Raw genomic sequence first — 25,207 nt, 5'->3', positions numbered from 1 at the left:
TCGTGTGAACGAGGCGCATATTAGCGATGCCGATCCCCATTGTCAAAGCCCGACTGCACACTTCTGGTTTAAGTGCGCGTAAAAGCAGCGGAATGACGCTTTTTTGCCTTGAACGATCAGATTCTAAACTGCCAACAGGATCTCACTTTAAACGCAATTCCTTTGAGATGTTAGAGGCGTGTCAAAGTTTTGTTATTTGCCGATTTTAAAACAATCGTTTCAGTGCTTTTATGATGAAAATTTCAAATGTGGATTGGATGAAATAAATGAACTGCTCATCACCACCTGCGAAACGCGCGCAGGCAGCTAAAACAGAATTGAGAAAATAACACATTGATAATTATTAGGTTGTAATAAACAGATGCAGTAAGCCAATAGCGTTAGACCAGAAGCCTTACCTCTACAACCACAAAAAAAACGCCAGCGATGTTGAGTGAATGTAAAAGATATTTTTCATTCGTCGTCTCAGCCAACCTGAGCATGTTAACGAAAAAGAAGGGTTACCTATGAAATTCAAAAAAGCGTTAGTGACTTCCCTGTTAGCTTGCATGTTGCCTGCCGCAGTGATGGCAAAAGACCTTCAGGTGGGCGTCTCTATGGCGCTGTTTGATGACAACTTCCTCACCATTCTGCGCACCGCAATGCAGAAAGAGATGCAGAAAGACAACATCAAAGGTCAGGTCGAAGACGCGAAAGGCGACGTTTCACAGCAGCTGCAGCAGGTTCAGAACTTCATTGGTCAGGGCGTTGACGCCATCATCGTTAACCCGGTAGACACCAACGCGGTAAAACCACTGGTGGATGCGGCGGCGAAAGCGGGCGTGCCGTTGGTGTTTGTTAACCGCAAACCGGCGGGTGAACTGAAAGACAAAATGGCCTTTGTCGGTTCCGACTCTGAACTGGCCGGTCGTCTGCAAATGGAAGCGTTAGCGAAAAAAATGAACGGCAAAGGCAACGTGGCGATTCTGCTGGGTGACCTCGCCAACGAATCGACCCGCGAGCGCACCAAAGGTGTTGAAGCGGTCGTCGCGAAATATCCTGGCATCAAAGTGGTACAGAAGCAGACCGCTAAATTCATGCGTAACGATGCGGTAGACGTGGTGAGCAACTGGTTAACCGCCGGTGATGACATCCAGGCCATTGCGTCTAACAACGATGAAATGGCCATTGGTGCACTGCAGGCGCTGGGTAAAAACCCGAACCACATCTTGGTTGCCGGTGTTGATGGCACCCCCGATGCGCTGCAAATGATCAAGAACGACAAAATGGTCGCCACCGTGTTCCAGGATGCTAAAGGCCAGGGTGAAGGCGCGGTACAAACGGCGGTCAAACTGATTAATGGCGAGAAAGTGCAAAAAGTCGTCGATATCCCGTTCCAGCTGATCACCAAAGACAATTACGAAAAGTTCGCCAGTCAGAATCAAAAATAACCGTTCCCGACTTAGCCGTACGGAGGTGATGTATGACCGCTTTTGCGCTTGAAGCCGAAGGCATCAGCAAGTTCTTCCCCGGAGTGAAGGCACTCGACAATGTCTCACTGCGTATTAAACCGGGGTCGGTACATGCCCTGATGGGTGAAAATGGCGCGGGCAAATCCACTTTAATGAAATGCCTTATCGGGATGTATCGTCCCGATAAGGGCACCATTCGCATTAAAGGGGAGCCGGTGCAGTTTCAGGACACCATGGATGCCTTGCGTTCTGGCATCTCCATGATTCACCAGGAGCTCAATCTGGTGCCTTACATGACCGTGGCCGAGAACATCTGGCTCGGTCGCGAACCGATGAAGTACGGCTTTGTCGATCACGGCAAACTCAATAAGCAAACGCAGGCGTTGCTGAACCGGCTGAATATCCGTCTGAAAGCGGATCGTATGGTCGGTGAGCTTAGTATCGCCTCGCAGCAGATGGTTGAAATTGCTAAAGCGGTATCGTGGAATTCGGACATCGTGATCATGGATGAACCGACCTCGGCACTGACAGAAACCGAAGTGGCGCATCTGTTCACCATCATCCGTGACCTGCGCGAGCAGGGCAAAGCCATCATCTATATCAGCCACAAAATGGATGAAATCTTTGCCATTACCGATGAGATCAGTATCTTCCGCGACGGTTCCTGGGTGGGCAGTAATGACACCAGCCACTATACCCGCCAATCGTTGATTACCCAGATGGTGGGCCGCGAACTGACGCAGCTGTTCCCGAAATTTAATGGGGAAATCGGCGAAGATGTACTGACGGTGCGTAATTTAACCTGCAAAGACCGTTTTACCGATATCAACTTTACGGTGCGCAAGGGTGAAATTCTTGGCGTTGCCGGCTTGGTAGGTGCAGGGCGCAGCGAAGTGATGGAAAGCCTGTTCGGCATGGAGAGCTTCGACAGCGGTGAAATCCTGATTGATGGCGTCCCGGTGAAGATTGATTCCCCCTCCACGGCGATTGAGAAGGGCATGGCGTTTCTCACCGAAGATCGCAAAAAGTCCGGGCTGTTCCTGGTGCTGTCGGTGATGGAGAACATGAGCATCGTCAACATGCCGGATTACACCCACAAAAGCGGTTTTGTCAGCCATATCAAAATGGCGCAGGACTGCATGGATCAGATTCGCAAACTCAACATCAAAACCCCCACCATGGATCAGATCATCAATAACCTCAGCGGTGGTAACCAGCAGAAGGTGCTGATTGCGCGCTGGCTGCTGGCGCAACCGAAGATCCTGATCCTCGATGAACCGACGCGCGGTATTGATGTTGGGGCCAAAGCAGAAATTTATCGTTTGATCAGTGAACTGGCAAACCGTGGCGTCGCCATCATCATGGTGTCGTCCGAACTGCCAGAAATTCTCGGCATGAGCGACCGCGTGATGGTAATGCACGGCGGACGTATAACCGGCATCCTCGATAAAGAAGAGGCCAATCAGGAAACCATTTTGTCGTTGGCATCCGAGTGAGGCGTGAGACACCTATGAGTAATGTAAAAATTTCGGCCCCGCAGGCCGCAGAACAACCCTCTTTCTTCAGCAACCTGCGTCATAAGCTGCCTAAAGATACGGGTATTTTTGTTGTGATGGTGGGCATTGCCCTGATCTTTGAAATCGCAGGCTGGTACGTGCGTGACCAATCCTTCCTGATGAACACCAACCGCCTGGTGCTGATTGTGTTGCAGGTGGCGATTATCGGGATTATCGCCGTGGGCGTGACGCAAGTCATTATCACCACCGGTATCGATCTATCGTCCGGTTCGGTTATCGCCTTAACTGCCGTCGTCGCGGCGAGCCTGGCGCAGACCTCCGATAGCCTTACGCCAATGTATCCCTCATTGGTCAACCTGCCCGCCGTGATTCCGATTGTCGCCGGCATCGGAGTAGGGCTGTTGTGCGGCGTGATGAACGGTGTACTGATTACCAAAACCGGGATTCCTCCGTTTATCGCGACCCTCGGCATGATGGTTTCCGCGCGCGGTCTGGCGCAGTACTACACGCAGGGTAATCCGATCAGCTTCCTGTCAGATGGCTTTACCTCCATCGGCCAGGGCGCAATGCCGGTGATTATTTTCCTGGTGGTGGCGTTCCTGTTCCACATTGCGCTGAAGCACACCCGCTACGGCAAATATGTCTACGCGATTGGCGGCAACATGACCTCCGCCAAAGTGTCCGGCATCAACGTTAACAAGTACCTGATCATCGTCTATACCATCGCCGGTGCGCTCTCAGGGCTGGCGGGTGTGGTGCTGGCGGCGCGCGTGAGTAGCGGCCAGTCAAGCATGGGCATGGCCTACGAACTGGACGCCATCGCCGCAGCGGTTATCGGCGGTAGCAGCCTGATGGGCGGCGTTGGACGCATCACCGGTACGCTGATTGGCGCGGTGATCCTCGGACTGATTAAGAGCGGCTTTACCTTTATCGGTGTCGATGCGTACGTGCAGGACATTATTAAAGGCATCATCATCGTTGCCGCGGTTTCAATAGATATGCACCGCAACCGCAAAAAACGCTGATACGCTTCATACTTCGCGCTGTAGCGGCGTTGGCTGCGCCCGTTTACCCTGGTCACATAGTTGTCTATGCTCCCAGGGCTAAACGGGCTTGCCGCCTTGCTACAGCGCGAAGTATTTTGCGTATCGACACCGTGCATTTAACACAAAAATTCTCTCGGTCGGTTCCCTCTCCCGCGAGCGGGAGAGGGCCAGGGTGAGGGACAGCGCGCACCCTCCCCACCACATAAGTTTTCCTGCTGGTTAATCCCCTTCTTTCCCGCTCGTTTGGTTTCATTAACGCTATTTCTGCCCTTTATCGGCTATTTCTGCACCATACCCGCTCATCGCGTCATCACTTTTTTGCACGCCTGCCTCGCATTTTCCGCACCATCGCAGTGCAACCTGATGCGTTCTTAATCCTTTTGCGTCATCGCCCGCGCTTATTAACCCGTTCGAGGTAATCACAAACGCTTATTTTCCGTGCCTTTAGGAAAAATCCGGCCATGCTTTTTTACCGCTTGAATAAACCTGGCCTGCATATTGCAACTTCATCTACACAAGCCAGCAGGCTGAGACGCCCAACCTGGGTATTCGGGGATTGACGGAGGCAACATGAATTTAAGACGACTCAAGTACTTTGTAAAAATCGTCGATATCGGCAGCCTGACTCAGGCAGCAGAAGTGCTGCACATCGCGCAGCCTGCGCTTAGCCAGCAGGTCGCTACGCTGGAAAATGAACTCGATCAGCAATTGCTGATCCGCACCAAGCGCGGCGTGACGCCAACCGAGGCCGGTAAAATTCTCTATGCCCACGCCCGTACTATTTTGCGTCAGTGCGAACAAGCGCAGACGGCGGTGATCAATGCCGGGCAGGCATTAAATGGTCAGGTATCGATTGGCTTAGCGCCGGGTACCGCCGCATCGTCACTTACCATGCCGCTGCTGCACACGGTGCGCGAGCAATTCCCCGATGTGCTGGTGTATCTGCATGAAAACAGCGGCACCTCGCTGAATGAAAAAGTGATGAACGGCCAGCTGGATATGGCCGTGCTGTACGATCGCGCGCCGACGGCGGGCATCAACAGCATTCCACTGATGAAAGAGGAGCTTTACCTGGTGGGCGCCACGGCGTGTCCGGGCACCACGGTCGATCTGGCAGACGTCGCGCAGATGAGCCTGTTCCTGCCGCGTGATTACAGTGCGGTGCGCAAACGTGTGGACGAAGCCTTCTCGCTGCGCCGCCTCAGCGCTCGCATTATTGGTGAGATTGAGTCAATCTCGACGTTGACCGCCGCCGTAGCGAGCGGCATGGGCGTCACAGTATTGCCTGAATCCGCCGCGCGGGCGCTGGTCAGTTCAACACATGCCTGGATGGCGCGGATTAACAGCCCGTCGCTGAATTTGCCGCTGTCACTGAATATCTCGGCGCGTTTGCCGCTGTCGCCATCGGCGCAGGCAGTGAAAAACATTCTGCTGTCACTGCTGAATAAGCCGATGGTGGAAGATCGTGAATTGATGTTGGTGGGCTAAAATTGCAGCCAGCCGTTAACGCTTAACCTGGTAACCTATCGTGACCTGGTTACTGAGCACCGTGAGCGGCGGCTGTAAGGGCCCACGACGTATCGAGAAGTATTCGAAGTGGAAGGGCCCAGCCGCCGGAAAACCGACGGGCAGGGTAATCTCACCCTGTTGTGCGGGCAAAGGTACGCAACGGCTGACGCTGCAAAATTGCAGGCGCAGCCCTTGCGGCGCCGGGCCATCCATTTTGATCTGCCATTGCAACGTCTCCGCGCTGGCATGTTGGGGCAGCGCCCCGGTGCTCTGAACGGGACGGCTTTTCAGCCTCTGCTTGCCGTGCGTCAGCGTGCCGCCGTAGCTTGCGCTGCTCCACGACCCGCTCGCCGCACCGGCCAGCGGCGATGCCGCCAGTAGCAGCATCCCCATTCCCAGCATCAAACACTTCATGCTTTACTACCAATCATCCACGTCATGCGCACATTACGCTGCGTGTTGATCTCCTGGCTGGAGAGCACCGCCATCTGTGGGAACATGCGGCGCAGATAGCGTGACAGCATCAGACGCAGCGATGGGTTAACCAGCAGCACCGGCGGTGCGCCAAGTCCTTCCTGATGCATCAACGCTTTCTCCGTCTGTTTCATCAGGTTTTCCGCAATACCCGGCTCGATGGCGCTGCCGCTCTGAGTCGCCTGCACCAGCAGTTGCTCCAGAGACATATCCAGCCCAATCACCTGAATATCCTCTTCGCCTGGGAACCACTGCTGCGTGATGGCGCGAGCCAGTCGGGCGCGCACGCGGGCGGTCAGATCGTCGGTATCGCTGTTCGGGCCGGCAAACTCGGCCAGCGTATCAATAATGGTACGCATATCACGAATCGGTACGCGCTCAGACAGCAGGTTTTGCAAGACCTTATGCAACATGGTCAGGCTAATGACCGCTGGAATCAGATCTTCCACCAGTTTTGGCGCATGTTTCGTCAGCTGATCGAGCAGCTGCTGCGCTTCCTGACGGCCAAACAGCTCTTCCGTATGGGTAGAGATCAAGTGATTAAGATGCGTGGCCACCACGGAGCTCGGATCCACCACCGTATATCCCAGCGTCTGCGCCAGTTCGCGATGTACTTCATCAATCCAGCGAGCAGGCAGTCCAAAGGTTGGCTCGGTACAGGCGGTGCCGGGGACTTCACCCTCCGCGCAGCCGGGATCGATCGCCATCCAGCGATCGGGCTGAACTTCCCCGTGACCAATCTCCACGCCTTTCAGCAGGATGCGATAACGCGTCGGCGGCAGGTCGAGGTTGTCACGAATATGCACCGCCGGCGGCAGGAAGCCCATTTGCTGAGCAAACTTTTTACGAATGCCGCGTACGCGCGTCAGCAGCTGTCCGTTCTGCTCCTGATCCACCATGGGGATCAGGCGGTAGCCCACTTCCAGCCCTAGCTCATCTTCCATCTGTACGTCCGACCAGGTGGCTTCATTCACCTGCGCCGCTTCGGCTTCCGCCATCATCGGATCGTGTGAGACAGAACCTGATGCGCCAGATTTCTTCTGCTCAGCCTGACGGCCACGCAGCCACCATGCGGTGAGCAGCAGCACGGCAGTAAACAGCAGGAAGACAAAGTTTGGCATGCCCGGAATCAGACCGAGCAGGCCAATTACCGCGGCGGCCAGCAGCAGTACGCGCGGAGAGGTAAACAGCTGGCTCACCATCTGCTCGCCAACATCCTGGTCGTTAACCACGCGTGTCACCACCACACCCGCAGCGGTAGAGATCACCAGACCCGGAATCTGTGCCACCAGACCATCACCGATGGTCAGCAGGGTGTAGGTTTCGCCCGCCATTCCCGCGGACATATCGTGCTGCATCACGCCAATAATCAGTCCACCGATAATGTTGATGGCCATGATCATTAAACCAGCGATGGCGTCGCCGCGCACAAACTTACTGGCACCGTCCATCGACCCGTAGAAGTCGGCTTCCTGCGTTACCTCTTTACGGCGACGCTTGGCTTCATCTTCGCCAATCAGGCCGGCATTCAGATCCGCATCAATCGCCATCTGTTTGCCCGGCATCCCATCAAGGGTAAAGCGCGCACCCACTTCAGCGATACGGCCGGCACCTTTGGTGATGACCATAAAGTTGATGATGATCAGAATCACGAAGACGATAATACCGATGGCAAAGTTGCCGCCCACCAGGAAGTGGCCAAAGGCCTCCACCACTTGGCCAGCCGCGCCGGCACCCGTATGGCCGTGCATCAGGATCACACGCGTTGAGGCCACGTTCAGCGCCAGGCGGAGCAGGGTAGAGAACAGCAGCACCGTCGGGAAGGCCGAGAACTCCAGCGTATTCTGGGTGAACATCGCCACCAGCAGAATCATGATCGACAGCACGATGTTGAAGGTGAACAGCAGGTCCAGCACGAAGGTTGGCAGCGGCAGGATCATCATCGCGAGGATGGTCATGATCAGCACTGGCCCCGCCAGCACCTGCCATTGGGTTTCCTTCATGTTGGGCAAACGTAATTTTGTGGCGAGATTAGCCATCACTCTTTACTCTCTTGTGCGAAATCCAGCGCGGCCGGAACCGGGAGGTCTTTCGGCAGCTGCGGGCGTTGACCTAAGCCTTTTCGCCAGCGACGCAGGCTATAAACCCAGGCCAGCACTTCAGCTACGGCGTTATACAATTCAGTGGGAACCGGTTGTCCCGGTTCACAATGGCGATAAAGGGCACGCGCCAGCGGCGGCGCTTCCAGCATGGGTACGCGGTTTTCGTCCGCCAATTCACGGATGCGTAGCGCAATCAGACCGCTACCGCTGGCCACCACAATCGGTGCCCCCATACTGCCTTCTTGATATTTCAGCGCGACCGAATAGTGGGTGGGGTTGTTCACCACCACGTCTGCTGCGGGCACATCGCTCATCATGCGTGATTGCGCCATCTGGCGTTGAAGCTGCCTGACGCGACCTTTCAGCTGCGGATCACCTTCCTGATTTTTGAACTCGTCTTTGATCTCCTGACGACTCATACGCAGCTTTTTAAAGTGGCTCCACAGCTGGTAAATCACATCGAAGGCCACCATCGGGATCAGTGACAGGATGATCACCAGCATGCAGCCGAGCAGCAGGCGGCTAATGTCACCTAATGCCATGCCGAGCGGTTCAAACACCAGCCCAATAAACTTCATCTTGTTGAGCCAGAGAAACAGCCCGCCACCGATCCCCGCCAGCGATACTTTCAGAATCGCTTTAGTCATTTCAGACAGCATCTGCGAGGAGAACAGGCGCTTGATACCGCTGATCGGGTTCAGTTTCTTCGCGCTGAACTTAATCGCTTTCCCGCTCAGATTGAGGCCGCCAATAATGGAAGGCGCCACCAGGGCGGTAATAAACAGGCCGCCGACAAACGGCAGCATCGCCAGAAAGGCGCTGCCGAGTAGCGCACCGGCGTGATGCAGCATATGTTGAGGGTCGCTCACCAATAGCCGGTCAAACACCAAACCGTTATGCAGCATATGCATCAGTTTGCGCGCCAGATGATCGCCGCCGGAAACCATCAATCCCCAGCCAACCAGCAGCATCGCGAGCGTGGTTAACTCACGCGAGCGCGGAATCTGTCCCTCTTCCCTGGCCTTCTGTTTTCGGTGGGGTGTGGGGTCTTCCGTTTTGTCGTTTTCACTCTCTTCGGACATAGGTTTCGCCAGGCCTGGTTAGAAGCCGAGCGACTCCAGCAGGTCATCTACCTGATCCTGAGACGTGGCGATGCCTTCTGCCATGGCATCGATTTGCGGACCGTTTTTCAGATTTTCCATCTCAGGCGGCGCGACGGCTTCACGTTCACCCATGTTTTCAACCAGCACATTAATCAGCTCTTTCTCCACGGTCTCAATCACATGCATCAGGCTTTGTAGCACCTGGCCGGTGAGATCCTGGAAATCCTGCGCCATCATGATTTCGGTCAGCTGGCGATTGGTCAGCTGGGTTAATTCCGGTACCTGTTGCAGATAGCCGCGCGTCTCTTTAACCAGCTCGCGCGCATCGTCCAGCGGCTGTGGATTAGCGAACCAGGCATCCCAGCGAGCGCTCAGCTGCGTGGCATTTTCGCTCAGCGTATCCTGCAGCGGACGGGCCACTTCAACGCTGGTTAACGCACGATCGGCGGCCTGTGAGGTTTTACCCACCACATAGTTAAGGCGATCGCGGGTATTGGGAAAGGCATCGGCTACTTCCATAATCGCCTGCTCTAGCCCGAGATTGGCCATGCTATTACGCAGCAGGCGAGTCAGCTGACCGATGCGTAAAAAGAGGTCTTTCGTGTTATCCGAAGCCATGCTCATTACCCAAGTTTTTCAAAAATTTTGCCGAGCTTCTCTTCCAGCGTGGCAGCGGTAAACGGCTTAACGATGTATCCATTGGCACCGGCCTGGGCGGCGGCAATGATATTTTCGCGTTTGGCTTCAGCGGTAACCATTAGCACCGGCATTTTCGCCATAGCGGGATCGAGGCGAATGGTTTTCAGCAGTTCCAGACCGTCGATATTCGGCATGTTCCAGTCGCTGACCACGAAATCGAATTCGCTAGCACGCAGCTTATTCAGCGCATCCTGTCCGTCTTCGGCTTCTTCAATGTTCTTGTAACCCAGGTCCTGCAGCAGGTTACGTACGATGCGTCGCATGGTGGCGAAGTCATCGACCACCAGAAAACGCAGGCTTTTATCCGTCATGTGAGTTGTCTCCTGAACGTCCGGCAGACGTTCTGTTTCGTTGTTTGTTATGGCTAAAACTGTCCAGCAGGTGCTGGCTGATATCATCGAGATCGACCACCGCTTTCACGCCGCCCCGCGCAATGGCTTCGCGCGGCATGCCAAACACCACGCAGGTGGCTTCGCTTTGCGCCAGGGTGTAAGCGCAAGCGTTGTATAACGCCAGCATGCCGCGCGCGCCGTCGTGGCCCATGCCGGTGAGAATGGCGGCGCTGGCGTGTCGACCGGCATGCAACGCCACCGAGTGAAACAGCACATCCACCGAAGGACGATGGCGATTCACTTCCAGCGCGTTGCTCAGGCGAACGGCATAACCTTTGCCCTGACGCACGATCTCCATGTGCAAATCGCCTGGCGCAATCAACGCGGTGCCCATCTGCACGCGCTCACCATCCTGCGCTTCACGCACGTTGATCGCGCATAGCGAATCGAGGCGCTGTGCAAAGGAGCGGGTAAAGCCCGCGGGCATATGCTGGGCAATCACAATCCCCGGGCAATTGACCGGCATCTGCACCAGCACCCGGCGCAGTGCTTCGGTGCCGCCGGTGGAGGAGCCGATGGCAATGAGACTTTCGTGACCCACGCGCGCGTCAAAAATGGGCTGACGCTGCTGCGGGCTGGTGTGACCCTGGCCCACCCGGGCTTTTGCCGAGCTGCGAATCTTCTCCACCACGCGTTCGCCCCACTCTTGCCAGTCGCTGTTGGTGTGCGCATCGGGTTTGGCGATAAAATCCACCGCGCCCTGTTCCAGCGCACGCAGAGTGGTGTGTGAACCCTGCGTGGTCATGGATGAGATCATCACGACCGGCATTGGGCGCAGCCGCATCAGGCGGGAAAGAAACTCCAGCCCATCCATGCGCGGCATATCGATATCCAGCGTCAGCACATCCGGATTGAGTTTCTTGATCAGCTCGCGCGCCACCAGCGGATCCGGTGCGGTGGCCACCATTTCCATATCTGGCTGCTGATTGATGATGGCGCTGAGCATGTTGCGCATCAGTGCGGAATCATCCACGGCCATGACGCGAATCCGCTTCACGCGCGGCTCTCCAGCACTTCATATACCGACTGTCCGCGCAGACGCAGCGGGATATTCGGATAGTTGAAATGCTCGGAATGGCCAACAAACAGCAACCCACCGGGTTTCAGCATGCGGGCAAAGCGTTGCAGCAGACGCTCCTGGGTAGGTGCATCAAAGTAGATCATCACGTTACGGCAAAAAATCGCATCGACAGACTCAGGCACGCTTGCCCAGTTGGCATCCAGCAGGTTGAGCTGCAGATAGTTGATGCTCGCCAGCAGTTCACGCTTCACCTTCACCATTTCACTGTTCTCACCCGAGCCGCGTAAAAAATAGTGGCGCTTCTGCATCAGCGACAGCGTGTCTAAATCGCTCAGACGGTAGACGCCCGCTTCGGCCCGGGCTAACACGTCGGTATCAATATCCGAGGCCCAGATACGCGGTCCGGAAAGGGAGGCGCCGAGCGTTTCATTTAGCGTCATGGCGATTGAGCAGGGCTCTTCACCGGTAGAGGCGGCGGTGCACCACACGCGGTAGCCGTTCCGGCGTTGATGCGCGTGTTGCGCCAGCACCGGAAAATGGTGGGCCTCACGGAAGAAGGAGGTCAGGTTAGTGGTCAGCGCATTAATGAATGTTTGCCACTCCGGATGTTCCGGATGGGATTCAAGAATCTGCGCGTACTCGCTGAAGTTATTCAGCGCCAGTTCATGCACACGACGCGAAAGACGATTAAAAATCATCTCGCGTTTATGGGCATTAACCACAATGCCGGCGCGGCGGTAAATTAATTTGCCAAAGCGCGCTAATTCGCCATCCGATAAAATCAGCTGATGACGTAATAAGCGCGCAGAGTTGCTAGTAATTAGGCTCATAGAATATTAACAAGCCTTAAACCGGCGTGTTCATTATTTCCTGATAGGCGCTAATCATCTTATTTCTCGCCTGCATGCCGAAGCTAAATGAAATTGATGACTTCTGCATAGAGAGCATAACGTCATTCAGGCCAATATCACTGGCGCCAGACATCCATTGCTGCGTGGTATTCTTCGCATCGAGCTGAGTTTTGTTTATTTCATTGATACTGTTAAATAGCGCATCTGAAAAAGAGAAGCCTTTCTCGGGCGCGTCCAGTCTGGCTTTCGGTGCGCCTGAAAGCTGCTGCGCCTGGGTCTGGATCTGATCAAGCACGCCACGCATGAGTGTTGCTGACATTTTTTACGTCCTGAGTGAGTAAAATAAAACGCTATTTGTTAATACTGAGTTAATTGCACATCTTTTAAACGTCAGCAGCTTAACATGTATATAAAACCTGAAGAAAATCCGATAAGCGAACAGAACTTTGAGCTTATCCGGGATTAAATTTTCCCCTAATGCGTCGATAATGCCTGCCTGAAAATTCTCCCACGAATTTGAATTTGTCGTTATCGGTATACGCTCAGGCGTCAGCCGGCACGCATTATCGATACATGATATTTCTTACAGGATCAGGCATGAGTGCCACATTGAATGATTTAACCAACAACCCGGCTGAGCAATTTAAATCGGCAATATCATGGCTGCGCAGCAGCCCGAAATTGCTATTGGTGATTTGCGCCGCCGCGGCATTGTCAGTGATTATCGCGCTGATGTTCTGGGCGAAAGAGCCGGACTATAAAGTGTTGTTTAGCAACATCAGCGATGAGGATGGCGGTGCCATTGTCGCGCAGCTGTCTCAGCTCAACGTCCCGTATCGCATTGATACACCGGGCGGGGTGATTATGGTGCCGGAAGCCCAGGTGCATGAAGTGCGCATGAAGCTGGCGCAGCAGGGGCTGCCGAAAGGTGGCGAGGTAGGCTTTGAGCTGATGGACCAGGAGAAATTCGGCACCAGCCAGTTCAGCGAGCAGGTGAATTACCAGCGCGCGCTGGAAGGCGAACTGGCTCGCACCATCGAAAACCTCGGTCCTATCCAGCTGGCGCGTGTACATCTAGCGGTACCGAAACCCTCGATGTTTGTGCGCGACCAAAAGCTGCCAACGGCATCGGTGACCGTCAACCTGATTAAAGGCCGGACGCTGGATGAAGGGCAGGTGGTGGCGATCACCCATCTGATCTCCAGTGCGGTCACGGGTTTGACCGCAGAGAACGTCACCATCGTCGATCAGCGTGGCAATCTGCTGACGCAACGTGGCGTGGGTGGCTTACAAACTTCACAGCTGAAATACACCAGTGAACTGGAAAATGATTATCAGCAGCGCATCCAGCGCATCCTGGCGCCGCTGGTGGGCGACAGTAATGTGCGGGCACAGGTCACCGCGCAGCTTGATTTCACCCAGCAAGAGCAAACGCAGGAACAGTATCAGCCGAACGCCGATCCACAAAAAATGGCGATTCGTAGCCGTCAGGCCAGCCTTGCTGAGCAGGGCAATGGTCGCGCCACCGGCGGCGTGCCTGGTGCGCTGAGCAATTCGCCACCAACGCCGGCGTCGGCACCGATTACCCAACCGCTGAACACGGCGGCAGCGGAGGCGAAGAAAGGCACCAATGCGAATAGCACCACGACGTCAACGTCCACGCCTGCCAGCAGCGGACAGCCTTTTAACAACCGCAGTGATGAAACCACCAACTTCGAGCTGGATCGCACGCTGACGCACATCAAGTCCAACATGGGCAGCATTCAACGTCTTTCGGTCGCGGTGGTGATTAACCATCTACCGCAGGGCGAAGAGGGCAAAGTGCAGCCGCTGAGTGAGGCGGAGCTGACGCGCATTAGCGCGCTGGTGAAAGAGGCGATCGGCTACAGCGAAAGCCGTGGCGACAGCGTCAATATCATGAACTCGCCGTTCAACGGCATTGTGGAAGAGCCGCTGCCGCCGATCTGGAAGCAAGAGCGATTCCAGTCACTGATGATGACGCTGGCCCGCTATCTGATGATTGCGCTTATTGCCTGGGTGATGTGGCGCAAGCTGGTTCAGCCAGCGTGGCTGCGCCACCACGAGATCACCTTGCGCCGTCTTGAGATTGAAAAAGAGACGCGTCAGGAAGAGATTGCGGCGAAAAAACGTGCCGCCGAGAAGGAAGCCAGCGATCGGGCGCAGCAGCGCGTCGATACCGAAATCAACAGCCAACAGCTGCGTGAACTGGCGGAGCAGGAGCCACGCGTCATTGCTCTGGTTATCCGTCAGTGGATGAATAAGGAACACACTAAATGAAGGCCTCAGATAAAAGCGCCATTGTCATGCTGACGCTGGGCGATGAACTGGCGGCTGAGGTGTTTAAGCATCTCAATGCCCATGAGGTAAAGCAGATCAGTAGCTCTATGGTCAACATGGCGGGATTCACCCATGACCAGATGGCTGCGGTACTGCGTGAGTTCAAGAAAGACTCAACCGAGTACGCTGCGCTCAGCCTCAACACCAACGATTATCTGCGCAGCGTGCTGGTTAAGGCGCTGGGCGAAGAGCGCGCGACCTCGCTGCTGGAAGATCTGCTGGATACCCATCAGGGCACCAACGGTATCGAAACGCTGAACTTTATGGAGCCGCAGTCGGTGTTTGATCTGATCCGCGAAGAGCATCCGCAGATCATCGCCACCATCCTCGTGCACCTTAAGCGCAACCAGGCGGCTGATGTACTGGGCAAATTCGAAGATCGCGAACGTAACGACATTATGTTGCGTATTGCAACCTTCGGCGGCGTTCAGCCAGCTGCGCTGCAGGAGCTGACCGAAGTGCTGAATAACCTGTTGCACGGTCAGAATCTCAAACGCAGCAAAATGGGCGGGGTACGACCTGCCGCAGAGATTCTCAACCTGATGAAATCGCAGCAGGAAGAGCTGGCCATTGAGGCCGTGCGTGAGTTCGATGGCGAACTGGCGCAGAAGATCATCGACGAGATGTTCCTGTTCGAAAACCTGGTCGAAGTGGAAGATCGCAGCATCCAGCGCCTGTTGCAGGAGATCGAGAACGAAACCCTGCTGATTGCGCTGAAAGGGGCCGACGAACCGCTGCGCGAGAAATTCTTCTTCAATATGTCGCGTCGTCAGGCGGATCTGATGAAAGAAGATTTACTGTCGCGCGGACCGGTACGCCTGTCGCAGGTGGAAGCGGAGCAGAAAACCATCCTCAACGTGGTGCGCCGCCTGGCCGAAACCGGCGAAATCATCATCGGAGGCAGCGACGATGCCTACGTTTGATAAAAAGTTTGAGCAGGCCAGCGGCACGGAATGGCGCAGCTGGCAGCCTGATAACCTGCTGAGTGATACCAGCGCCGTGGCCGCACCGCTGCCAACGCTGGATAGCCATCAAAGCGAACAGGACATTCAGGCCGAACTGGCCCGCTTGCGCAAGCAGGCCGAACAGCAGGGATATCAGCAGGGGCTAAGCAGTGGTCAGGAAGAGGGCCGCAAGCAGGGTTTTGACGCGGGCGTACGCGAAGGCCGCGAAGCCGGACTGGCGCAGGGCAAAGCCGATGCCGTCGCCCAGCAGCAACAGCTGCTGCGTCAGGCCGAGGGCTGGGTCAGCAATTTTAAACTGGCGATGGACAGCTTGGAGAGCCTGGTGCCGGGGCGTCTGGTGCAGCTTTCATTAATGGCGGTGCAGCAGCTGTACGGATCGGCCAGCGTGGCGGACAACACGGCGCTGCTGAAGCAGATCCGCAACCTGATGAAACAGGACGCGCTGCTGCACGGCACCATGCAACTCTACGTGCATCCAGACGATCGGCAGAATGTCGCCGCCGCCATGGGTGACACCCTGGCGCAGCTGGGATGGGAGCTGCACAGCGATGCGCAGCTGGCCCCCGGCGGCTGCCGCATCATCTCGCCGGAAGTGGAGTTTGATGCCAGCCTGGAAACACGCTGGCAGGCGCTGTGCCAGCTGGCGCGCGAGGAGCTGTCACAATGAGTCAGCAGTTGAAAAACTGGCTGCAGGCGCTGGATCGCGTGGAAGAGAAGCTGGGCGACATGCCCTGTTTCCGCCAGTACGGCAAACTCACGCGCGCCACCGGTCTGGTGATGGAAGCCGTTGGGCTCAAACTGCCGATTGGCGCGCTGTGCGTTGTTGAGCGTCGCACCAGTCAGGGCATTAGCGCGGTAGAGAGCGAAGTGGTGGGCTTTAACGGCTCCACGCTCTACCTGATGCCGCTTGAGCAGGTAGATGGCATTCTGCCCGGCGCACGCGTGTACGCGCCCGAAGCCGATACCAGCCAGGGCAAACAGCTGCCGGTTGGGCCGCACCTGTTAGGCCGCGTGCTGGATGCGCAAGGGCGGCCGCTGGATGGTCGTCCACCGGCCGGTAAACCAGCCGCCAGCCTGTTCACGCCGGTACTCAATCCGCTCCATCGCGATCCTATTAAAACCGTGCTGGACGTGGGCGTACGCGCCATCAACGGCCTGCTGACGGTCGGTCGTGGCCAGCGTATGGGCCTGTTCGCCGGATCGGGCGTGGGTAAGAGTGTGCTGCTGGGCATGATGGCACGCTTCACCACCGCCGATGTGATCGTGGTGGGGCTGATTGGTGAACGTGGCCGTGAAGTGAAAGATTTTATCGAGAACATTCTCGGTGAAGATGGACGTGAGCGCGCGGTGGTGATTGCCGCGCCTGCCGATGTCTCGCCGATCCTGCGCATGCAGGGTGCCGTTTACGCGACGCGCATCGCCGAAGATTTCCGCGATCGGGGCATGAACGTGCTGCTGATTATGGATTCCCTGACGCGTTACGCCATGGCGCAGCGAGAAGTGGCGCTGGCCATTGGTGAGCCACCGGCGACCAAAGGGTATCCACCGTCGGTATTTGCCCGCTTGCCCGCGCTGGTTGAGCGCACCGGTAACGGTATGCCTGGCGGCGGTTCCATCACCGCGTTCTACACCGTTCTGACCGAAGGCGACGACCAGCAAGATCCGATTGCCGATTCGGCGCGCGCCATTCTGGATGGCCATATCGTCCTGTCGCGCCGGCTGGCAGAGCAGGGGCATTATCCTGCGATTGATATTGAAGCGTCGATCAGTCGTGCCATGACCGAACTGATCCCGCACGCGCAGTACCGCAAAGTGCAGCGTTTTAAACAGCTGCTCTCTGCCTATCAGCGTAACCGCGATTTGGTCAGCGTAGGTGCCTATGTAAAAGGCAGCGATCCCTTGCTCGACCAGGCGATTAGCCAATATCCGGACCTGGAGGCCTTTCTCCATCAGGCCATCCATGAACGCAGCGGCTATGACGACGCTATCGGCGCGCTGAACCACCTGTTTCCCACCCTAACGGAATAAGCTGATGAAGGTAAAAAACCCGATGACCCTGCTGCGGGATATGGCAGAAGAGAAGCTGACGGATACCACTCGCGCGTTGGGTGGCGTGCAGCAGCGCTTGCAGGATGCGGTTCAGCAGCATGAGCAGTTACAGCACTATGAGCGGGAGTATCAGCACTCGCTGCGCCAGGGAATGATGGAGCGCGGCATGTCGATGGCCGATCTGGTGAATCACCAATCCTTTGTTTTATCCCTTAACCAGGTGGTGAAGCAGCACGCTACCCACGTTAACCGCTGTGAAAAGGCGGTGGATCAAGCAAAAGCCAGCTGGGTGCATGACAAACAGCGCTTGAACGCGTTTGAAACCTTGATTGTGCGACGTGAAACCGCGCGTGCTCAGGTGGAAACACGGCAGGAACAGAAGTTGATGGATGAGTTCGCCCAACGGGCCGGACAGAAACGAGAGAGACTATGAATATTGACGTTACTGCACTGCTCAGCGGCGGTGCAGATCTGCTGCCAGCGAAAGGGAAATTTACCGGCGCGGACTTTGCTGTCGCCCTGGACGATAAGCTGCAGAACCTGGGCCTGGTGCACACCGCGTTGCCGACGGGGCCAGCGATGCTATTGCCTGGCGATGTGGCCCTTGCCGATCTGATGCCCGAGCTCGAAGCAGCCGTGTTGCCAGTAGAACTGAGTGACGCGTTGCCCAGCGATCTCGCCGCCGCGCTGGACAGCCTCGTACCGCAACAGGGCGAGACGCTGGTGGAGCAGGCTGAGCGGGAAGCAGACCCGCTGGCGCTGCTCGAAACGCTGGTGCCGGGCAATCCACAATGGCAGCTTCAGCAGCTGGTGAGCCACAACGTTGCCTCGGCAGCGGATAATGGCATCACCGTGAAGGCCGCAAAAGACCCCGCGCCGTTAACCGAAGCGTTTGGCGCATTGGCAAAAGCCGCCGCTACCGAGACGAAGACACCCGGACCGGGCAAAGAGCCTTCTCTGGCTTCTATGATCGCCAGCAGCAGTGCCGCGCCACAGCACAGCGAGACGCTGCCTGGCAATGAAGCCAGCGTGGTAGCCGCAGTGGCGGCTCCCGTATCCGCGCCTGTCCGTAACAACGTTAGCATCAGCGCCGTCGCTACCGTGCCTTATGCGCCGCAAACACCCGAATGGAAGCAGGCAGTTAGCCAGCAGATTGTGATGTTCAGCCGTAACGGCGTGCACAACGCCGAAATTCGTCTTCATCCTGAAGAGCTGGGCTCGTTACAGATCAGCCTGCGTTTGCATCAGGAGCAGGCGCAGATTCATATCGTCAGTGAACATGCGCAGGTACGTCATGCTCTGGAGCAGGCGATGCCGCAGCTGCGTGCCGCCATGGCGGAATCAGGATTGCAGCTTTCGCAGGCGAGCGTCAGCGCTGATAACCCCTATGCCGGCGCAGGTGCGCAGGGCGAATCGTCAGAAAATCAGCATCCGGCACCGCAGCAGGGGGATGAAAACAGCCTAGAAGAAGAAACTTCGCCTGTTGTGATCAACCAAACCGCGGGAAATATCCACGGAATCAATACCTTTGCCTGAAGTGCTGAAATAGCTTCATGTATGAAATTTTATCGCCTGATTATTCAGCGGATAACCTGGACTACAATACCGGCCATGCGAATGACAGGGCTGTGAACCGTCTTTCTTTATTTTAGAGCTAACAATCAATGAGTAAGAAAAAGCAAAATGCCACGCAGGGTGGAAAATCACGCTCGCTGCTGGTTCCCCTGTTGTTGCTAATTACCGTCGCCGCCTGTAGCGCGGCGGGATATTTATTCTGGCAAATGAAGTCAGCTAAACCGGTGACGGAAGAGGCTGAGCAGGCAGAAGTCGTCCAGCCGGCGGTAGAAATTAATCCGCTTTATTTATCGCTGAATACCTTTACCGTCAGCCTTAAGCCAACCAGCAATGAAGCCGATCGCGTGTTATTTATTGGCATATCGGTGCGCGTGGCCGATCAGCCATCGCTGCTGCTGCTGGAAAAATATTTGCCGGAATATCGCAGTCGTCTGTTTATGTTATTAACCCAGCAGACCTATGAAGCGTTATCCACCGATGAAGGCAAGACGCAGCTGATTGCAAGTTTGAAAGAAGAGATGGCAAAGCCCATCGGTAAAAACCTGGCGGTGAAACCTACCGATATTTTAATTAATGAATTTATTCTGCGGTAAATATTATGGTGGATAGCTTCTTATCACAGGATGAAATTGATCAGCTGCTTAATGCCGATAGCGGTAGCAGCAACGAAAATGCCGGTGGCGAAGTGGACGGGGGCATAAAACCCTACGATCCGCATACGCAACGCCGGGTAATTCGTGAACGACTTCATTCGCTAGAAATAATTAATGAACGCTTTGCCCGACAGTTCCGTATGGGACTGTTTAATTTACTGCGCCGTAGCCCGGATATCACTGCGGGCAATATTCAGATTCAGCCATACCATGAGTTTGCCCGTAACCTGCCGGTGCCGACCAACCTGAATCTGCTGCATCTGAATCCGCTGCGCGGCACCTCGCTGATGGCGTTTTCGCCAGGGCTGGTGTTTATGGCGGTGGACAATCTGTTTGGTGGCGATGGCCGTTTCCCCACCAAGGCCGACGGGCGGGAATTTACCCCGACCGAACAGCGCGTTATTCATCGCATGCTGTCAATGGCGCGTGAAGCTTATGAATTCGCCTGGAGCACCATCTATAAAATTAAAACGGAATACATTCGCTCTGAAATTCAGGTGAAGTTTACCAATATCACCTCGTCGCCCAATGATGTGGTGGTGACCACACCGTTCTCGGTGGAAATTGGTTCACATCGTGGCGAATTTAATATCTGTATTCCTTTCAGTTCGATTGAGCCTTTACGTGAATTGCTGAGTAATCCGCCGATGGATAACTCACGTTATGAAGATGCTAACTGGCGCGGATTACTTGCCAGTCAGATGCGTGAAACCCAGCTGGAGCTGGTTGCCAGCTTTGCGGGTGTGGAAACGCGGCTTTCGAATGTGATGCAAATGAAGAAAGGTGATGTCATTGCCTTCGACAAACAAGAGCTTATTGAAGCCAGCGTCGGCAACGTGCCGGTGCTGAAAGCGAAATATGGCTCCGTAAATAATCAATATGCTCTAAAGGTCGAACAGATGGTTCAGCCAGCATTATCATCATTAACTAAGGACTAATTTCCCTATGAGTGATATGAACAACTCGTCAGGCGGTGAAGAGAGTATCGACAACCTTTGGGGTGACGCACTGAGCGAGCAACACTCGGCGGGAATAAGCGAACACATGGCGAGCTCTCCGTTTTCAGATGACATGAATCTGATCCTCGATATTCCGGTAAAAATGACCGTGGAATTGGGCCGTACCAAGATGACCATTAAAGAACTGCTGCGTTTAAGCCAGGGTTCGGTGGTCTCGCTGGATGGTCTGGCCGGTGAGCCGCTGGATATTCTGATTAATGGTTATTTAATTGCGCAGGGCGAAGTGGTGGTGGTCTCCGATAAATTCGGTATCCGTATCACCGATATTATTACGCCTTCTGAACGCATGCATCGTTTGAGCCGCTAATGAATACCGCTGCCCCGCTTGTCCAGGCTGCACCTGCCAGCGACGTATTGGCGACCGACTCTGTACTGATGACGGTGACCGGTGCGCTGGCGCTGATTATTCTCGCCATGGTGATCCTGGCCTGGATTGTGCGGCGCAGCGGTCTTTCCCGTCGCTTACACGACAGCCAAAATGTAATGACGCTGGTGGCGACCAAGTCGCTCGGCAACCGTGAACGCCTGGTGCTGGTGGATGTCGGCGATCAGCGTCTGGTGCTGGGCGTCACCGCCACGCAGATCGCCTGCCTGAACACGCAACCGCGTCCGGAAACCGAACCTGCTGCTACGCCACCGGCCAGCAACTCCTTCCCGCACATGCTGGAATCTTTCCTGCAGAAATACCGCAAGGAAAACCGCTAATGAAACGTCGTCAATCCGGTCAGCTGCTGTTGCTGGCCGCCGGGCTACTATTGCCCGTCGTCAGCGCGCTGGCGGCCAACAGCGATATCACTCTCGCACGTCCAACGGGCGAAGAGGGCTGGTCACTGCCGGTGCAAACGCTGGTGCTGTTGAGTGGCTTTACCTTTATCCCCGGCGTGTTGCTGATGATGACCGGTTTCACCCGCATCGTTATCGTGTTCGGCCTGCTGCGTAATGCGCTCGGCACGCCCACGGCGCCGCCGAATCAGGTGATTGTCGGTCTGGCGCTGTTTCTCACTTTCTTTGTGATGTCGCCGGTGTTCAACCAAATCTATGACAACGCCTGGCTGCCGCTGCAGAGCAATGCGATTTCCATGGAAGAGGCGTTGACTGAAGGGGTGAAACCGCTGCGCGGATTTATGCTGGATCAGACGCGTGAACGTGACCTGGCGATGTTTGCCACTATCGCCAAAAAAGAGAACATCGCCACGCCTGAAGAGGTGCCGCTCAGTATTCTGGTGCCCGCTTTTGTCACTAGCGAACTGAAAACGGCCTTCCAGATTGGCTTCACCATCTTTATTCCGTTCCTGATCATCGATTTAGTGGTGGCCAGTATCCTGATGGCGCTCGGTATGATGATGGTGCCGCCCACGACAATCGCGCTGCCGTTTAAGTTGATGCTGTTTGTGCTGGTTGACGGCTGGCAGCTGATCATCGGTTCACTGGCGCAAAGCTTCTTTAGCTAAGGACACGGAAATGACTCCCGAAAGCGTAATGGCGATGGGCATGCAGGCGATCAAAGTGGGATTAATGATCTCCGCGCCGCTGCTGCTGGCCGCCCTGGTAACCGGTTTGATCATCAGTATCCTGCAAGCCGCCACGCAGATTAATGAAATGACCATGACCTTCATCCCCAAAATCCTGATGATTGTTGGTATCGCGGTGGTATTAGGACCGTGGATGATGAAGATCTTTATTGAATATGCCCGTACGGTATTTACCAGCATTCCCTTTGTGATTGGCTAATGGCGTTCGGAATCCCGCTCGAGCAGCTCTACGCCTGGATGAGCCACTATTTCCTGATTATGGTGCGCATTGGCGCGGTGCTGCAGGTGGCGCCGGTGTTTGGCGAGCGCAGCGTGAGCGCGCGATTGCGGCTCTGTTTAGCCTTATTGATTGCGCTGCTGCTGGGTTCCAGCATTCCGGATGCCGGCATTGGCATTTACTCGTGGAGCGGCGTTGGCGTGATGGCAAAGCAGCTGCTGATTGGCGCGGCGCTCGGGCTGACCATGCAGCTGCTGTTTGCCGCGGTACGATTGGCAGGGGAGATCATCGGCATGCAGATGGGCCTCTCTTTCGCGACCTTTTTTGACCCCAGCAGCGGCAACAGCCCAGTCATTTCACGCTTCCTCAACGTTCTGGTTACGCTGCTGTTTCTCACCTTTAACGGCCATTTATGGCTGCTGGCCTTCGTGGCGGAAACCTTTCATGCGCTGCCGATAGATGCAACACCGCTGCACAGCGGCGGCCTGCTTTACGTGGTGAAAAGCGCCGGGATGGTTTTCAGCCAGGGATTAATGCTCGGCCTGCCGATCATCGCGCTGCTGCTGTGCATTAACTTTATTCTGGCGCTGCTGAATCGCCTGACGCCGCAGCTCTCCATTTTTGTTATCGGCTTCCCGCTCACGCTCAGCATCGGTATGGTGGCGCTGTTCCTGCTGGCGCAAACGCTGGCACCTTTCTTTGAACGTCTGATGGAGCGGGGATTCGATACGCTGGCAGAATTAGTGCTCGCGCTGTTTTAATTGCCGCGCCAGCCTCAATTCATGCAGGCAATACGCGCCACCGTTTCGACGCCCGTCGCCATCACCTTGCCATCCAATAAATAGAGCGAAGTGGTACCACTTTCACCATTATGCAGCGCCGGGAAGACGTAGGTTGAGACATCGTCATCGCTGCTCTGGTCGCCAATACGGCGGTTATGGCCGGTAATGGTCATCTGCAGCAGGTTGTGGGTGATGCTGCCCTCAAAACGCAATTCACGATTCACCGTCACCGGCTGTCCTACGCGCTGTCCGTCGCTGAAGCGCGACAGGCTACCGACAAAGGTGACATGCCCACGGCTAATGCTGTCGCGGTAGCTGCGGTAGCTGCCGCGCAGCAGCGCCACGTCTTTGCCTTGCTTGATGTCATAAAACGACACCGGCATTACGCACTGCGATTTCAGCGGTGAGGTGTACATCGTGTGGATGACAAAACCACCAATCGCCGCCGCGAAGCCGCCAATAAACAGCAGCAGCATCGGCAGGTTAATAAATTTTAAAATAGAACGATTCACAGTCATTCTCTGCGTCCTGGAAGGGTTGCTGGCAGGCAATCAGGCCCTGATGATGCGTTGATGGGCTGGCCCCCAGCGTGATATACAGCACTTTCGCCGGTTTTTCTAACGGGCGTTTGCTAATGACATGATTCTCATAAGTGCTCAGGGTTGCCTCAATCAGCGCCTGCTGATCCTGACGATCCTGGGGCACGAATACCTGCGTATCGGCAGGCACGCCGGGACCGCTCCAGGGCACGAACTGGATGTGATCCAGCCGGGCCATAAACTGACCGTACAGCGTATAGGCGACGATCAAACCGAGTATCACGCCGCAGCAGCCTGCCGCACTCCATCTGAGCCACCGCCGGTTGCGGGGTTTCGGCTGGACTGCGGCAAGTGGCAACGCTTCTGAAAGCGTGACCTGCGGTGCACGAGTGGGTTGCGGAGGAGCATCGGTAGCGTAAGGAGGCGCGGGTGTTGCCTGGGGTTCATGGATCAGCAGACGGTAACCGCTGCGGGTGACGGCTAACAGAGAAATCTCCTGCTGTGACGCCAGGGTGTGTAGGGCACGCCGTAGCTTGTTGATCATCACCCGCACACTGTTGTCGGTGACTTCTACTCCCGAACTGCGCCAGCCGATATCCATCAGCTGCTCCTGAGATAACACTTCACCTTCCGCCTCAACCAGCGCCTGTAAACAGAGGCTGGCGCTGGCCGGTAGATTAACACTTTCCCCGTCGGACAGCCGTGTCAGCGTTCGCGTCTGTACATCCAGCGTCATTGACGATCCGATCGCAATGTGATTCAACATAGATAATTGATTCTTCTGTGTTTTTAGAGGGAACAATCTAATAATTGTTTTTATTAACGTTCACAACTTCGCCAGTTTCAGGGGCGTATGAAAAGGTGCCAGTTTTTTAAGCCCAAAGCCTGTTTTTTTCAACCAGCAGGGGGGGTATGAATTGGCACAATTAATATTATTAATCACCTGCTAATCAAACATGCCATCCCTTTCATTAAGCGTCAGGGGCATTTAATAACATTAACGCGGGCGCTGATAGCAGCCAAAGACCACTCAGAAATGGCTGCGATAAAACTCACCCGGCTGCACCTACCTGCTACTAACTATAGACACTGGCTTCGCGCACTGTGGCATGAATATGCGCAAACTTCCCATCCACTACTGACTAACAAATCGGAAAAGTCCGAGTTGATTTGCGGCCGCGATTATATCAGTACTTACGCATTTTTTACCAGAAATGTCATTAATATTAATTAATGGTTTCTCATAACTCCTTCTCCGCTGAGGCCCGCTATTTGCCTGGACGTTATCAATGCTAAAAACTCTTTCACCGCTAATGAGTTGGCAAAAATGGTGCGGAATTCTAATGGAGTTTT

The 25,207-nt window shown here is 55.3% G+C and carries 27 protein-coding genes; 17 read left to right on the top strand and 10 right to left on the bottom strand.

Annotated elements, in window-relative coordinates; all coding sequences use genetic code 11:
* Positions 1-506 precede the first annotated feature (506 nt).
* From ACIP6T_RS08265 to nac, 4 genes are all read left to right on the top strand, one after another.
* Positions 507-1,430 carry a sugar ABC transporter substrate-binding protein gene (locus ACIP6T_RS08265; protein ID WP_345829134.1) on the top strand — a complete coding sequence of 308 codons (924 nt, stop codon included), beginning with the start codon at positions 507-509 and terminating at the stop codon, positions 1,428-1,430.
* 32 nt (positions 1,431-1,462) lie between these two features.
* The gene (locus ACIP6T_RS08260; RefSeq protein ID WP_097096794.1) at positions 1,463-2,947 is read left to right on the top strand and encodes a sugar ABC transporter ATP-binding protein; all 1,485 of its coding nucleotides are present in this window, start codon (positions 1,463-1,465) and stop codon (positions 2,945-2,947) included.
* A gap of 14 nt (positions 2,948-2,961) precedes the next feature.
* Positions 2,962-3,993, top strand: a complete 1,032-nt coding sequence (locus ACIP6T_RS08255; RefSeq protein WP_097096795.1) for an ABC transporter permease — start codon at positions 2,962-2,964, stop codon at positions 3,991-3,993.
* Between the two features lie 591 nt (positions 3,994-4,584).
* The gene (gene nac, locus ACIP6T_RS08250) at positions 4,585-5,502 is read left to right on the top strand and encodes a nitrogen assimilation transcriptional regulator NAC (RefSeq protein WP_097096796.1); all 918 of its coding nucleotides are present in this window, start codon (positions 4,585-4,587) and stop codon (positions 5,500-5,502) included.
* A 15-nt stretch (positions 5,503-5,517) separates the two neighbouring features.
* Here nac and ACIP6T_RS08245 read toward each other — a convergent pair whose 3' ends face one another.
* The 8 genes from ACIP6T_RS08245 to fliE are packed head-to-tail and all read right to left on the bottom strand — an operon-like array spanning position 5,518 to position 12,484.
* Entirely contained in the window at positions 5,518-5,937 is a 420-nt protein-coding gene (locus ACIP6T_RS08245) for a flagellar protein FlhE (protein WP_400456335.1), read from the bottom strand.
* Entirely contained in the window at positions 5,934-8,036 is a 2,103-nt protein-coding gene (gene flhA / locus ACIP6T_RS08240) for a flagellar biosynthesis protein FlhA (RefSeq protein WP_097096797.1), read from the bottom strand. Before flhA ends, ACIP6T_RS08245 begins: the two co-directional genes overlap by 4 nt.
* Positions 8,036-9,181 carry a flagellar biosynthesis protein FlhB gene (flhB, locus tag ACIP6T_RS08235; RefSeq protein WP_345829139.1) on the bottom strand — a complete coding sequence of 382 codons (1,146 nt, stop codon included), beginning with the start codon at positions 9,179-9,181 and terminating at the stop codon, positions 8,036-8,038. Before flhB ends, flhA begins: the two co-directional genes overlap by 1 nt.
* Positions 9,182-9,199: 18 nt before the next feature.
* Positions 9,200-9,826 (bottom strand): protein phosphatase CheZ, encoded by a 627-nt coding sequence (gene cheZ, locus ACIP6T_RS08230; RefSeq protein WP_097096799.1) that lies wholly within the window; start codon positions 9,824-9,826, stop codon positions 9,200-9,202.
* Positions 9,826-10,212: a chemotaxis response regulator CheY gene (gene cheY / locus ACIP6T_RS08225; RefSeq protein ID WP_400456332.1), complete on the bottom strand. Its 387-nt coding sequence runs from the start codon at positions 10,210-10,212 to the stop codon at positions 9,826-9,828. Before cheY ends, cheZ begins: the two co-directional genes overlap by 1 nt.
* Complete coding sequence (locus tag ACIP6T_RS08220) at positions 10,202-11,290, bottom strand: chemotaxis response regulator protein-glutamate methylesterase (protein WP_097096801.1); 1,089 nt, start codon at positions 11,288-11,290, stop codon at positions 10,202-10,204. The genes cheY and ACIP6T_RS08220 overlap by 11 nt, the downstream gene beginning before the upstream one ends.
* Entirely contained in the window at positions 11,287-12,144 is an 858-nt protein-coding gene (locus ACIP6T_RS08215) for a CheR family methyltransferase (RefSeq protein ID WP_097096802.1), read from the bottom strand. The genes ACIP6T_RS08220 and ACIP6T_RS08215 overlap by 4 nt, the downstream gene beginning before the upstream one ends.
* A gap of 16 nt (positions 12,145-12,160) precedes the next feature.
* On the bottom strand, positions 12,161-12,484 hold the full coding sequence (gene fliE / locus ACIP6T_RS08210; protein ID WP_345829143.1) for a flagellar hook-basal body complex protein FliE: 324 nt from the start codon (positions 12,482-12,484) through the stop codon (positions 12,161-12,163).
* Positions 12,485-12,762: 278 nt separating this feature from the next.
* Between fliE and fliF the strand changes: the two genes are divergently transcribed.
* The 13 genes from fliF (at position 12,763) to fliR (ending at position 23,294) form a co-directional block, all read left to right on the top strand.
* Entirely contained in the window at positions 12,763-14,463 is a 1,701-nt protein-coding gene (gene fliF, locus ACIP6T_RS08205) for a flagellar basal-body MS-ring/collar protein FliF (RefSeq protein WP_345829144.1), read from the top strand.
* Complete coding sequence (gene fliG, locus ACIP6T_RS08200; protein ID WP_097096805.1) at positions 14,460-15,446, top strand: flagellar motor switch protein FliG; 987 nt, start codon at positions 14,460-14,462, stop codon at positions 15,444-15,446. The genes fliF and fliG overlap by 4 nt, the downstream gene beginning before the upstream one ends.
* The gene (locus ACIP6T_RS08195) at positions 15,433-16,155 is read left to right on the top strand and encodes a flagellar assembly protein FliH (RefSeq protein WP_400456328.1); all 723 of its coding nucleotides are present in this window, start codon (positions 15,433-15,435) and stop codon (positions 16,153-16,155) included. The genes fliG and ACIP6T_RS08195 overlap by 14 nt, the downstream gene beginning before the upstream one ends.
* Entirely contained in the window at positions 16,152-17,516 is a 1,365-nt protein-coding gene (gene fliI, locus ACIP6T_RS08190; protein WP_400456326.1) for a flagellar protein export ATPase FliI, read from the top strand. Before ACIP6T_RS08195 ends, fliI begins: the two co-directional genes overlap by 4 nt.
* A gap of 4 nt (positions 17,517-17,520) precedes the next feature.
* The gene (fliJ, locus tag ACIP6T_RS08185; RefSeq protein WP_097096808.1) at positions 17,521-17,970 is read left to right on the top strand and encodes a flagellar export protein FliJ; all 450 of its coding nucleotides are present in this window, start codon (positions 17,521-17,523) and stop codon (positions 17,968-17,970) included.
* Positions 17,967-19,073: a flagellar hook-length control protein FliK gene (locus tag ACIP6T_RS08180; protein WP_400456324.1), complete on the top strand. Its 1,107-nt coding sequence runs from the start codon at positions 17,967-17,969 to the stop codon at positions 19,071-19,073. The genes fliJ and ACIP6T_RS08180 overlap by 4 nt, the downstream gene beginning before the upstream one ends.
* A gap of 128 nt (positions 19,074-19,201) precedes the next feature.
* Complete coding sequence (locus tag ACIP6T_RS08175) at positions 19,202-19,705, top strand: flagellar basal body-associated FliL family protein (protein WP_400456322.1); 504 nt, start codon at positions 19,202-19,204, stop codon at positions 19,703-19,705.
* A gap of 5 nt (positions 19,706-19,710) precedes the next feature.
* Positions 19,711-20,703: a flagellar motor switch protein FliM gene (gene fliM, locus ACIP6T_RS08170; protein WP_400456320.1), complete on the top strand. Its 993-nt coding sequence runs from the start codon at positions 19,711-19,713 to the stop codon at positions 20,701-20,703.
* Positions 20,704-20,710: 7 nt separating this feature from the next.
* Positions 20,711-21,091 (top strand): flagellar motor switch protein FliN, encoded by a 381-nt coding sequence (fliN, locus tag ACIP6T_RS08165; RefSeq protein WP_097096812.1) that lies wholly within the window; start codon positions 20,711-20,713, stop codon positions 21,089-21,091.
* Positions 21,091-21,489 carry a flagellar biosynthetic protein FliO gene (gene fliO / locus ACIP6T_RS08160; protein ID WP_345829149.1) on the top strand — a complete coding sequence of 133 codons (399 nt, stop codon included), beginning with the start codon at positions 21,091-21,093 and terminating at the stop codon, positions 21,487-21,489. Before fliN ends, fliO begins: the two co-directional genes overlap by 1 nt.
* Entirely contained in the window at positions 21,489-22,235 is a 747-nt protein-coding gene (gene fliP, locus ACIP6T_RS08155; protein ID WP_400456317.1) for a flagellar type III secretion system pore protein FliP, read from the top strand. The genes fliO and fliP overlap by 1 nt, the downstream gene beginning before the upstream one ends.
* A 10-nt stretch (positions 22,236-22,245) precedes the next feature.
* The gene (gene fliQ / locus ACIP6T_RS08150; protein WP_097096815.1) at positions 22,246-22,515 is read left to right on the top strand and encodes a flagellar biosynthesis protein FliQ; all 270 of its coding nucleotides are present in this window, start codon (positions 22,246-22,248) and stop codon (positions 22,513-22,515) included.
* The gene (gene fliR / locus ACIP6T_RS08145) at positions 22,515-23,294 is read left to right on the top strand and encodes a flagellar biosynthetic protein FliR (RefSeq protein WP_345829151.1); all 780 of its coding nucleotides are present in this window, start codon (positions 22,515-22,517) and stop codon (positions 23,292-23,294) included. The genes fliQ and fliR overlap by 1 nt, the downstream gene beginning before the upstream one ends.
* A 14-nt stretch (positions 23,295-23,308) precedes the next feature.
* On the opposite strand, the gene ACIP6T_RS08140 is transcribed toward fliR, so the two are convergent.
* A complete protein-coding gene (locus ACIP6T_RS08140; protein ID WP_400456313.1) occupies positions 23,309-23,833 on the bottom strand; it encodes a hypothetical protein in 525 nt (174 codons plus the stop codon).
* Positions 23,799-24,620 (bottom strand): winged helix-turn-helix domain-containing protein, encoded by an 822-nt coding sequence (locus ACIP6T_RS08135; RefSeq protein WP_097096818.1) that lies wholly within the window; start codon positions 24,618-24,620, stop codon positions 23,799-23,801. The genes ACIP6T_RS08140 and ACIP6T_RS08135 overlap by 35 nt, the downstream gene beginning before the upstream one ends.
* Positions 24,621-25,207 lie beyond the last annotated feature (587 nt).

It is taken from the genome of Pantoea sp. NPDC088449, from assembly GCF_044753225.1.
Taxonomy (GTDB): domain Bacteria; phylum Pseudomonadota; class Gammaproteobacteria; order Enterobacterales; family Enterobacteriaceae; genus Pantoea; species Pantoea floridensis.
The sequence above is the reverse complement of the archived record's forward strand: the minus strand, read 5'-3'. Positions and strand labels throughout refer to the sequence as shown.

Excerpts from the sequence above, each read along its gene's own strand:
- ACIP6T_RS08265 (WP_345829134.1), top strand. The coding sequence starts at position 507 with ATGAAATTCAAAAAAGCGTTAGTGACTTCCCTGTTAGCTTGCATGTTG.
- ACIP6T_RS08260 (WP_097096794.1), top strand. The coding sequence starts at position 1,463 with ATGACCGCTTTTGCGCTTGAAGCCGAAGGCATCAGCAAGTTCTTCCCC.
- ACIP6T_RS08255 (WP_097096795.1), top strand. The coding sequence starts at position 2,962 with ATGAGTAATGTAAAAATTTCGGCCCCGCAGGCCGCAGAACAACCCTCT.
- nac (WP_097096796.1), top strand. The coding sequence starts at position 4,585 with ATGAATTTAAGACGACTCAAGTACTTTGTAAAAATCGTCGATATCGGC.
- ACIP6T_RS08245 (WP_400456335.1), bottom strand. The coding sequence starts at position 5,937 with ATGAAGTGTTTGATGCTGGGAATGGGGATGCTGCTACTGGCGGCATCG.
- flhA (WP_097096797.1), bottom strand. The coding sequence starts at position 8,036 with ATGGCTAATCTCGCCACAAAATTACGTTTGCCCAACATGAAGGAAACC.
- flhB (WP_345829139.1), bottom strand. The coding sequence starts at position 9,181 with ATGTCCGAAGAGAGTGAAAACGACAAAACGGAAGACCCCACACCCCAC.
- cheZ (WP_097096799.1), bottom strand. The coding sequence starts at position 9,826 with ATGAGCATGGCTTCGGATAACACGAAAGACCTCTTTTTACGCATCGGT.
- cheY (WP_400456332.1), bottom strand. The coding sequence starts at position 10,212 with ATGACGGATAAAAGCCTGCGTTTTCTGGTGGTCGATGACTTCGCCACC.
- ACIP6T_RS08215 (WP_097096802.1), bottom strand. The coding sequence starts at position 12,144 with ATGAGCCTAATTACTAGCAACTCTGCGCGCTTATTACGTCATCAGCTG.
- fliE (WP_345829143.1), bottom strand. The coding sequence starts at position 12,484 with ATGTCAGCAACACTCATGCGTGGCGTGCTTGATCAGATCCAGACCCAG.
- fliF (WP_345829144.1), top strand. The coding sequence starts at position 12,763 with ATGAGTGCCACATTGAATGATTTAACCAACAACCCGGCTGAGCAATTT.
- fliG (WP_097096805.1), top strand. The coding sequence starts at position 14,460 with ATGAAGGCCTCAGATAAAAGCGCCATTGTCATGCTGACGCTGGGCGAT.
- ACIP6T_RS08195 (WP_400456328.1), top strand. The coding sequence starts at position 15,433 with ATGCCTACGTTTGATAAAAAGTTTGAGCAGGCCAGCGGCACGGAATGG.
- fliI (WP_400456326.1), top strand. The coding sequence starts at position 16,152 with ATGAGTCAGCAGTTGAAAAACTGGCTGCAGGCGCTGGATCGCGTGGAA.
- fliJ (WP_097096808.1), top strand. The coding sequence starts at position 17,521 with ATGAAGGTAAAAAACCCGATGACCCTGCTGCGGGATATGGCAGAAGAG.
- ACIP6T_RS08180 (WP_400456324.1), top strand. The coding sequence starts at position 17,967 with ATGAATATTGACGTTACTGCACTGCTCAGCGGCGGTGCAGATCTGCTG.
- ACIP6T_RS08175 (WP_400456322.1), top strand. The coding sequence starts at position 19,202 with ATGAGTAAGAAAAAGCAAAATGCCACGCAGGGTGGAAAATCACGCTCG.
- fliM (WP_400456320.1), top strand. The coding sequence starts at position 19,711 with ATGGTGGATAGCTTCTTATCACAGGATGAAATTGATCAGCTGCTTAAT.
- fliN (WP_097096812.1), top strand. The coding sequence starts at position 20,711 with ATGAGTGATATGAACAACTCGTCAGGCGGTGAAGAGAGTATCGACAAC.
- fliO (WP_345829149.1), top strand. The coding sequence starts at position 21,091 with ATGAATACCGCTGCCCCGCTTGTCCAGGCTGCACCTGCCAGCGACGTA.
- fliP (WP_400456317.1), top strand. The coding sequence starts at position 21,489 with ATGAAACGTCGTCAATCCGGTCAGCTGCTGTTGCTGGCCGCCGGGCTA.
- fliQ (WP_097096815.1), top strand. The coding sequence starts at position 22,246 with ATGACTCCCGAAAGCGTAATGGCGATGGGCATGCAGGCGATCAAAGTG.
- fliR (WP_345829151.1), top strand. The coding sequence starts at position 22,515 with ATGGCGTTCGGAATCCCGCTCGAGCAGCTCTACGCCTGGATGAGCCAC.
- ACIP6T_RS08140 (WP_400456313.1), bottom strand. The coding sequence starts at position 23,833 with ATGACTGTGAATCGTTCTATTTTAAAATTTATTAACCTGCCGATGCTG.
- ACIP6T_RS08135 (WP_097096818.1), bottom strand. The coding sequence starts at position 24,620 with ATGTTGAATCACATTGCGATCGGATCGTCAATGACGCTGGATGTACAG.